Source organism: Euryhalocaulis sp. (assembly GCF_013911995.1).
In the GTDB taxonomy this organism is placed as follows: domain Bacteria; phylum Pseudomonadota; class Alphaproteobacteria; order Caulobacterales; family Maricaulaceae; genus Euryhalocaulis; species Euryhalocaulis caribicus.
The window spans coordinates 44,213-50,347 of the sequence record NZ_JACESD010000019.1 but is presented as its reverse complement, the minus strand read 5'-3'; the positions used below and the strand labels follow the sequence as shown (position 1 = coordinate 50,347).

Sequence of the window (6,135 nt, the reverse complement as noted above, 5' to 3'; positions counted from 1 at the left end):
GTCGGACGGCGCGCCCATCGGGGCGGTGCATGGCTTTACCGGCATGATGATGAAGCTGCTGCGGGAGATGAAGGCGGGCGACGCGCCGACCCATTTCGCGGTGATCTTCGACGCCTCCGAAAAGACCTTCCGGAAGGATCTTTACGCCGACTACAAGGCCAACCGCCCGCCGCCGCCGGAAGACCTGGTCCCGCAATTCCCGCTGATCCGCGACGCGGTAAAGGCGTTCGGACAGCCCTGTATCGAACTGGGCGGCTATGAGGCCGACGACATCATCGCCACCTATGCCCGCCAGGCCGAAGCCGCGGGCGCGAAGGTGACCATCGTCAGTTCCGACAAGGATCTGATGCAGCTCGTCTCCGACAATATCGGGCTCTACGACACCATGAAGGACGCCCGCATCGGCGCCGACGAGGTGGTCAAGAAGTTCGGCGTCGGCCCTGACAAGGTCGTGGAAGTTCAATCGCTGATCGGCGATACCTCGGACAATATTCCGGGCGTGCCGGGCATCGGGGTGAAAACCGCCGCGCAGCTGATCGGCGATTATGGCGATCTGGAAACGCTTCTGGCCCGCGTTGAGGAAATCAAGCAGCCCAAGCGCCGCGAGAGCCTGATCGAGCACGCCGAGGCGGCCCGCATCTCCCACGTTCTGGCGACCCTGAAGACCGATCTGGAGCTGGAACTGACCCTGGACGACCTGTCGGTGAAAGCGCCGGAGCCGGACGCCCTGCTAGACTTCATGGATTTGATGGAGTTCCGCACGCTGCGCCGCCGCGCGGAGGCCGATTTCGCCGCCGACGGCGCCGATATCGAGGTGGCCGACGACCCCGCCGCCGCCGATTTCGAGCCGGACAAGTATGAGTGCGTCACCACGATGGACGCGCTGGAGGGCTGGATAGACCGTTGCCGCGCCGCCGGCGTGATGGGCGTGGACACCGAAACCGACGCGCTGGATTCCGCCGGCGCGGGCCTGTGCGGCGTCTCGCTGGCCGTCGGACCGAACCGGGCCTGCTATATTCCGCTGGCGCATCTGGGCGGGGATCTGGCCGAGGGCGGGGGCAAGGCGCCCGACCAGTTGAAGCTGGAGGACGCGCTGGCCGCGCTTAAACCCCTTCTGGAGGACCCGGAGGTCCTGAAAGTCGGCCAGAACCTGATCTACGACATCGCCGTGCTGCGCCGCTATGGCGTGGAAATCACGCCGTATGACGACACCATGCTGATCTCCTACGCGCAGGAGGGCGGACTGTTCGCGCACGGCATGGACGCCTTGAGCCAGCGCCATCTCGGCCACACGCCGATTCCCTTCAAGGAAGTCTGCGGCACGGGCAAGAACCAGAAGAGTTTTGACCAGATCCAGCTTGAACCGGCGACCAAATACGCCGCCGAAGACGCCGATGTGACCCTGCGCCTGTGGCATGTCCTGAAACCGCAACTGGCCGCCAACGGGGTCACGGCGGTCTATGAGCGGCTGGAACGCCCGCTTCCGCCGATTATCGCGCAGATGGAGCTGCACGGCATCAAGGTGGACCGCAACGCGCTGTCCCGCCTGTCGGGCGATTTCGCCCAGCGCATGGCCGAACACGAGGCGAAAGCGTACGAAATCGCGGGCCGTTCGTTCAATCTCGGCTCCCCCAAACAGATCGGAGAGATCATGTTTGGCGAGCTGGGCCTGCCCGGCGGCAAGAAAACCAAGACCGGCGCGTGGTCCACGGACGCGCAGGTTCTGGAGGACCTGGCCGCCGCAGGCCATGAATTGCCCACCTCGCTGCTGGAATGGCGGCAATATTCCAAGCTGAAATCCACCTATTCGGATGCGCTGGGCGCCGCGATCAACCCGAAAACGGGCCGGGTTCACACCTCTTTCCACCTCGCCTCCACCGCGACGGGGCGCATTTCCTCGTCCGATCCGAACCTCCAGAACATCCCGGTGCGCACGGAAGCCGGCCGGAAAATCCGCGAAGCCTTCGTGCCGGAGGACGGAAACGTGCTGGTTTCCGCCGACTATTCGCAGATCGAGCTGCGGATTCTGGCCCAGATGGCCGGCATCGACGCCCTGAAAACCGCCTTCCGGGAGGGTCAGGACATCCACGCCATGACGGCGTCGGAGATGTTCGGCACGCCCGTCGAGGGCATGGATCCGGTGATCCGGCGGCAGGCCAAGGCGATCAATTTCGGCATCATCTACGGCATTTCCGCCTTCGGTCTGGCCCGGAATCTGGGCATCGGCCGGGGCGAGGCGCAGGATTATATCGACGCCTATTTCGAGAAATTCCCCGGAATCCAGCGCTACATGGACGAGACCAAGGATCTGGCGCGGCGTCAGGGCTTCGTTTCCACCCTGTTTGGGCGGAAGGTTCACATCCAGAACATCAAGGATTCCAACTTCAACAAGCGCGGCGGCGCCGAGCGGCAGGCCATCAACGCCCCCATTCAGGGCACCGCCGCCGACGTCATCCGCCGCGCCATGATCCGTCTTCCGCACGCGATTTCCGCGAAAAAGCTGGACGCGAAAATGCTCCTGCAGGTGCATGACGAACTGGTCTTCGAGGTTCCGGAATCCCAGGCCGACGACCTGATCGCGCTGGCGAAAGACGTCATGGTCAACGCCCCCGAGCCGGTCCTGCGCCTTGATGTCCCGCTGGTCGTGGACGCCGGAAAAGGCATGACCTGGGACGAGGCGCATTGATCTCCGTCCGCCCCGAGACGCCCGCCGATCACGCCGCCATCCGCGCCATCAACGAAGCCGCGTTCGAGCAGCCCGACGAGGCCGATCTGGTCGACAGGCTGCGGGAGAGCGGCGACGTCGTCGCCTCGCTGATCGCGGAGGAAGAGGAAGATGCGATCGGCCATATCCTATTCTCCCGCCTGACGATGAGCGGATCGGGCGACTTCCCGCCTCTGGCCGCCCTCGCCCCGATGGCGGTGGTTCCGGACTGGCAGGGCAAGGAGGCGGGAACCCTGCTGGTCGCCGCCGGCCTTGGCGAATGCCGGGCGCGCGGCGTGGAGGCCGTCATCGTCCTCGGCCACGCCGACTACTATCCCCGCTTCGGCTTCTCCGCCTCCCTCGCCGCCGGCCTCGACGCCCCCTTCTCCGGCGAGTCCTTCATGGCGCTGGAGCTGGAGCCCGGCGCGCTCGCCAGGGCGCAAGGCAAGCTGATCTACCCGGCCGCGTTCGGGCTTTAGTTCGTGCGGCAACCAGTCCCCTCGCCCCCGCGAGGGGGAGAGGGTTTTGAGGCTCCAAATCCACCGGATTTGGCCAGCCGAAAGGGTGAGGGGGCGGGTCTCAGGATAGAGCACGTCCTTCTACGCCTCCCCTCATCCGTCCTTCGGACACCTTCTCCCCTCCATAGGGGAGAAGGGACTCCCTTCATGTATGCCCCCACCGCAAAAACCGGGCTGTTCCGACTCGGTGAAACGTCTAAGGAGACGCTTTGAGGCGAGGAGCGGCCAATGGCGCAGGCGAAAGAGATGACGGCTCTGGAATGGGGGCTGTTGCTGGGGCTGTCGGTCGTCTGGGGCGGGTCGTTCTTCTTTATCGAAGTCGCGGTTCGCGAGCTGCCGCCCTTCACCATTGTCGCCACGCGCCTGATTCTGGCGGCGCTGGCGCTGCATGTCTTTCTGCGCCTGACCGGGCGGCGCATGCCGTCGGATCCGAAAATCTGGGCGGCGTTTGCGGTGATGGGGCTGATGAACAACGCCATTCCGTTCAGTCTTCTGGTCTGGGGGCAGACGCAGATCGCCTCGGGCCTTGCCTCCATCCTCAACGCGACCACGCCGCTTTTCGCCATCGCCGCGGCGCATTTCCTGACCGATGACGAACGCCTGACGCCGCGCCGTCTGGCCGGGGCGTTGCTGGGGCTGGCGGGGGTGGCGGTGCTGATCGGCGGCGACGCCATGCGCGCCCTGCACGCCGATATCTGGGCGCAGATCGCCTGCCTCGGCGCGGCGCTGTCCTATGCGCTGGCGGGCATTTTCGGACGCCGCTTCCGCCGCATGGGCGTCGCGCCCATGGCCACCGCCACCGGGCAGGTTACCATGTCCAGCCTGATCCTGATCCCGCTTGTCCTTGTCCTCGACGCGCCCTGGACCCTGCCCCTGCCGTCAACCGGCGTCATCGCCTGCCTCGCCGCGCTGGGGCTGGTTTCCACGGCGCTGGCCTATGTCTTCTATTTCCGGATTCTCTCCACCGCGGGCGCGACGAACCTGATGCTGGTGACGCTGCTGGTCCCGGTCACCGCAATCCTGCTGGGCGCGGCCTTCCTGAACGAGACGCTGGCCGCGAACCAGCTTGCCGGTCTGGCGCTGATCGCGCTGGGCCTGGCCGCGATTGACGGCCGCCCCGTGCGCATGATCGGCAGCTGGGCGCGGCGGCGAAAGCGGGCCTAGGCGGCGATTTCGCCGAGCATGTCGCGGATTTCGGTCAGGCGCTGCGGGTCGCTCTGGCCCGATTTCATCGCCTCGCGCAGCAGCGCCTGCGCCCGGGCGCTGGCTTCGGCCTGACAGCGGCCCTGCGGCAGCACGTTGCGGGTGGCCAGCCGCAGCAGCGACTCCGCCTTTTCCAGCGCCGGCGCGTCGCGCTTTTCCAGCGCCGCGATCAGCTTGCTGGTCTCCAGTATGCCCATGCCCAGCCGGTCGAGCTGGTCTGTAATCTCGTCGCGATCCTCATCGCAGAAGCCGCTATTGAACGCCTTGCGCTGCAACGCGGTCAGCTGCGCCAGCCGCTCCATCGGCTTGCCGGGGCCGCGCACGAATTCGGCTTCGGTCTGGTGAGAACCGAGGCGGCCGCGAATATAGGCCGCCAGCTTGCGCTTGGTCGGCGCGCCCGCAATGGCGGTTTCCAGCCGCATCAGGCGGTCCAGCGCATCCACGGCGGTGTCGGCGGTGGCCAGCGCCTCCTCGATCACTTCCGGCGCGACCATGCGGCCCGAGCGATAGATGAAGGCCTCCGCCGTGCGCTCCACCGGGAAATCGGCCCCGGCCAGCGCGATCAGGCGGTCGGCCAGCGCGCGGGAGAGTTTCACCTCCCCCCACACATCGTCCGGCTTCAGGCGCACCGGGCGGCAGAGATCGTCCAGAACGCGGCGGGCCAGCGCGGCGCGGGCGCCGGGAAATTCCTTGGCCGCGAAATATTTCGACAGCCGCCGCGCCCCGGCGGTCAGGTTGTCCGGATGGGCGGGCTTGGTCGTGATCACATCAACCAGCGCGTCCAGAATATCGCCCAGATCCTCCGGGTCCTGCGCCAGCGAATCCGCGGCCGCATTGACGCTCAGAAGCTCGGTCAGGAAATCGTCGATGTCCGGGTACAGCGCTTCGGCGACCTCCGGCTCGGTCAGCTGGTCGGCGATGTCCAGAAGCGCGGTCAGCTTTCCGGCCCAGCCCTTCGCGCCCTTGATGCCGCTGGCGATCAGGGCGCAGCGGCGATAGCTGGACGCCTTGACCAGCCTGGCGGCCAGGGCGGCGACTTCGCCGGCGCCGGACACTTTGGGCAGGCGGCCCTGCCGGCCGTCCTCGACCACCCGGCTGAAGGCTTTTTCCGACAGCTCGTTCAGGCGTTTGACGAAATGCTGCACGCTGGAATCATATTCCTGCGCCTGCGCGATGGCGGTTTTCTGGATCGCGTGCTGCACCGTGGTGCCCGCCGATTCCAGCTTTTCGGCCAGGTCCGGCCGGTGCATCAGCTCCAGCGTCAGCACGGTTTCCCGCGCCAGCCATTCCTCCAGAACGCGGGCGATCGTGCGGCGCGAATGCACCGTCCACAGATCCTCGGCCAGAGAGCAGGGCGGCTCGGCCGTGCGTGAATCGCGGCCGGCGTGAACCGATTGTTCGACCTCGCCCAGCGTGAAAACCGTCACCGCGTCAAAGGCGCGGTCGCCCCCGTCATAGGTTTCTTTCTCGACGCGAACCGCGCCTTCGTTATGCTGGGCGTGGAGCTTTTTGGCGGTCTCGATGGCGGTTTCGCGCGAATCGAAGGCCTGATACAGCGCCCAGGCGCCTTTCCGGCGCCGCATCAGATAGACTTCGTAATGAATTTCGCGCTGCCCCACGACGTTTCCGCCCTCCCGACCATATTTCAGCCATGCTGTTTAGGTCGGTTATGCTTGCAAAAGAGTGAAAAACCGCCCCGCCCGCCTCGCT

The 6,135-nt window shown here is 66.1% G+C and carries 4 protein-coding genes; 3 read left to right on the top strand and 1 reads right to left on the bottom strand.

What is annotated here, in order from left to right; genetic code table 11:
- The 3 genes from polA to H2040_RS07025 form a co-directional block, all read left to right on the top strand.
- A partial coding sequence (gene polA / locus H2040_RS07035; protein WP_287156287.1) for a DNA polymerase I occupies nt 1-2,686 on the top strand: 2,686 nt, incomplete at its 5' end.
- Nucleotides 2,683-3,183, top strand: a complete 501-nt coding sequence (locus H2040_RS07030; RefSeq protein ID WP_287156285.1) for a GNAT family N-acetyltransferase — start codon at nt 2,683-2,685, stop codon at nt 3,181-3,183. The genes polA and H2040_RS07030, both read left to right, overlap by 4 nt.
- A gap of 267 nt (nt 3,184-3,450) precedes the next feature.
- Entirely contained in the window at nt 3,451-4,386 is a 936-nt protein-coding gene (locus H2040_RS07025; protein WP_287156284.1) for a DMT family transporter, read from the top strand.
- On the opposite strand, the gene H2040_RS07020 is transcribed toward H2040_RS07025, so the two are convergent.
- On the bottom strand, nt 4,383-6,044 hold the full coding sequence (locus H2040_RS07020; protein WP_022698236.1) for a hypothetical protein: 1,662 nt from the start codon (nt 6,042-6,044) through the stop codon (nt 4,383-4,385). The genes H2040_RS07025 and H2040_RS07020 overlap by 4 nt on opposite strands.
- Nucleotides 6,045-6,135 lie beyond the last annotated feature (91 nt).

Excerpts from the sequence above, each read along its gene's own strand:
- H2040_RS07025 (WP_287156284.1), top strand. The coding sequence starts at position 3,451 with ATGGCGCAGGCGAAAGAGATGACGGCTCTGGAATGGGGGCTGTTGCTG.